Genomic DNA, 2,752 nt, shown 5'->3' with positions numbered 1-2,752 from the left:
CCCGCCGGAACATCCGCTCAGCGCCAATGCCAGGACGCAGGACAGGGCCAGGGACTGTGGTGCACGCCAGGGAAACCTCATGCTCTCATTGTGGCACCCCCGCCGGGCCCCGGCCGCGCGGCAGCCGGATTCAGGCCCGGACCGTGGGCAGCTCATCCCAGTTCGTGGTGAATCGCGGGGACATGTGCTCGCGGCGCATCGCCCAGTCCGGGTCCCCGGCCAGTCCGCTGCGCCCCAGCCCGATCGCCTTGCTGCCAAAACGCTCGGTCACCTGTTGCACCATCTGACTCAGTGTTTCCCCGCTGTCCCCGGCGCTGCGGTGCCGGTGCCGCGTCCTGCCACTGCAGGTCCAGCTGGGTGGCCTCGGGCTGGTCGCTCAGCCCGGAGAGGATCACCCCGCCACGCACATACTCCGTGCCGGGCTCCATCAGCCCTCCATCGCCTGCACCGCCAGCCGGGTGATCAGGATCGGGTCCCGTGTCGCCTGCGGCAGGCGCACCTGGGTGGAGGGGAAGGAGGCCGGGCCGGCGGCAAAGCGGCTGGTTCCGGCCATCACCGTCAGCAGTGCGGCGTAGCGCCCCTCCCGCGCCAGGCGCGCCGCGGCCTTTTGGGCGTAGAAGCTCATCACCTCGCGCATCTGCTCCCGGCTGGTCACCGGGTGGGCGAAGGAACGGGTGAACATCACCTGCCCCTTGTCGGCACGCTCCTCCACCGGGCCGATGCAGCGGGTGCCGCCCAGTTCAAAAACGGTGCGCTGCAGCACCACGGAGAACCTCTTGCGGATCAGCTGCGGGTCCGCGCCCGCCAGGTCGGCGATGCTCACGATGCCCATCCCGGCCAGTTTCCTGCCGGTTTTGCGTCCCACACCCCACACCTCGGTGACCGGAACCAGGGACTTGATCCGCGCCACCACCTCCGGTCCATCAGCTGCTCCACGCAGACCCCCTGCAGTCCGGGGTTCTTCTTCGCCACATGGTTGGCGAACTTGGCCAGCGTCTTGGTGGCGGCCACCCCCACGCAGACCGGCACCCCCACCGAACGCTGCAGGGCCGCCCTAATCTGCGCGGCCGTGCGCTGCACCTGCTGCAGGGACCCGGTCAGTCCCAGGAAGGACTCGTCGATGGAATACACCTCCTGCCAGGTTCCGAAGCGTGCCAGCACCTCCATAACCCGGGCCGAGAGGTCCCCGTACAGTTCGTAGTTGCTCGAGCGCACCGCCAGCCCGTGGCTGCGCTGCAGGTCGCGGACCTGGAAGTAGGGTTGGCCGGTGGTGATGCCCAGGGCCTTGGCCTCGGCGGAGCGGGCCACCACGCACCCGTCGTTGTTGGACAGCACCACCACCGGCCGGTTGCGCAGGTGGGGTCAAAAACCCGTTCGCAGGAAACGTAGAAGTTGTTCACGTCCACCAGGGCGATGTGCTCGCCGGCCTGTGCGGATGGGTCAGCGGACATAATGCAGGCACCTGGTCACGACGCCGAACACCTCGACCTCGTCATGCTCACCCAGCCACTGCGGCTGGGCCGACTCGTCGCTGAGCAGCCCGACCCGGCCCCGCTCCACCTGCCAGCGGCGCACCAGCATCTGCTCATTGAGGCTCAGCACCACCACGCTGCCGTGCTGGACCGAGCGGGAGCGGTCCACGATGATTTCATCCCCGTCATGGATCCCTGCGGAGACCATCGCCCCTCCGGCGACCCGCATGATGAATGTGGAGACGCGGTCGGTAATCAGTAGCCGGTTCAGGTCCAGCCCGCCGTCGAAGTAATCGCGCGCCGGTGAGGGGAACCCCATGGCCTGCACCGCGCCGACCGGCCCGCTGCTGCTGGCCTCGGGGACCAGCGGATCCTTCGCAGCCATCGCCCACCACTTTTCGTACACATATTCGAACACTGTGATTCTAGCAAGGAAACACGCCGCAGTGTCTATGCTGTAAGCAGGCAGGAGTTGCGCACCACGCCGTCGGCCGGCGCACCTGCCAAGATTGCACCCGGGGGAAGAGAGCCGCATTCGTGAAGGTACTACTGATCAGCTGCGGGGACGTGGGCACGGAGGCCGGTTTCCGCTTCCAGGCCCGCGGAGCCCATGTCACCGCCTGGCGGCGCAATCCGCAGAAGCTGCCGCCAACCTTTCACGGGCAGCAGGTGGATGTGGCCAGCGGGCAGCTGCCGCCAATCGACCCGGACACCGAGGTCGTGCTGTTCACCCCGGTCCCGGCCAGCCGCGACGCCGCAGGCTACGAGCACAGCTATCTGCAGGCGGCCCGGCACCTGGTCACCGCCCTGCAGCAACAGGCTCCCGCGCTGCGCAGGCTGTTTTATATTTCCTCCACGCGGTGAACGCCGGCAACGACGGGCAGTGGGTCACCGAGCAACACCCCAAGGAGCCACGGCGGGAAACCGCAAGGTGCTGGCCCGCACCGAGGACCACCTGCTGGATTCAGCCTGCCGGTCACGATCCTGCGCGCCTCGGGCATCTACGGACCGGGGCGCACCCGGCTGATTGACTCCCTGCGCGAGGGCAAGGCCCGCCTGCCGCGAAGCTCGCAGTGGACCAACCGGGTCCACCGCGACGATCTGGCCAAGGCAGTGGTGCATCTGGCGCACTTTGGCTCCAATATCGACGAGCTCTACCTGGCCACCGACAACGAGCCGGCGCAGCTGGCCGAAGTCTACGAGCACCTGGCCGGCCTATTGGGCACCACGCTGCCACCCGCCAGCGAGGAGGCCCCCGGCAGTGGGGCCGACCGGCGCTG

The 2,752-nt window shown here is 68.3% G+C and carries 5 protein-coding genes; 1 reads left to right on the top strand and 4 read right to left on the bottom strand.

The genetic code is table 11. The annotated features are described in order from the left end of the window. Positions 1-130: 130 nt before the first annotated feature. From JCM19049_RS20395 to JCM19049_RS11120, 4 genes are all read right to left on the bottom strand, one after another. The gene (locus JCM19049_RS20395) at positions 131-271 is read right to left on the bottom strand and encodes a DUF4113 domain-containing protein (protein ID WP_279403023.1); all 141 of its coding nucleotides are present in this window, start codon (positions 269-271) and stop codon (positions 131-133) included. A gap of 156 nt (positions 272-427) precedes the next feature. Beyond that, entirely contained in the window at positions 428-865 is a 438-nt protein-coding gene (locus JCM19049_RS20390) for a hypothetical protein (protein WP_279403022.1), read from the bottom strand. Continuing rightward, positions 820-1,341, bottom strand: coding sequence for a hypothetical protein (locus JCM19049_RS20385; protein WP_279403021.1), 522 nt, complete (start codon positions 1,339-1,341; stop codon positions 820-822). Before JCM19049_RS20385 ends, JCM19049_RS20390 begins: the two co-directional genes overlap by 46 nt. A gap of 99 nt (positions 1,342-1,440) precedes the next feature. Then, positions 1,441-1,878, bottom strand: coding sequence for a translesion error-prone DNA polymerase V autoproteolytic subunit (locus JCM19049_RS11120; protein WP_279403020.1), 438 nt, complete (start codon positions 1,876-1,878; stop codon positions 1,441-1,443). 131 nt (positions 1,879-2,009) lie between these two features. Here JCM19049_RS11120 and JCM19049_RS11115 point away from each other — a divergent pair, with 131 nt between their 5' ends. Continuing rightward, positions 2,010-2,336, top strand: a complete 327-nt coding sequence (locus JCM19049_RS11115) for a hypothetical protein (protein ID WP_054821623.1) — start codon at positions 2,010-2,012, stop codon at positions 2,334-2,336. Positions 2,337-2,752: the final 416 nt, after the last annotated feature.

The organism is Arthrobacter sp. JCM 19049 (genome assembly GCF_001310435.1).
The sequence above is the reverse complement of the archived record's forward strand: the minus strand, read 5'-3'. Positions and strand labels throughout refer to the sequence as shown.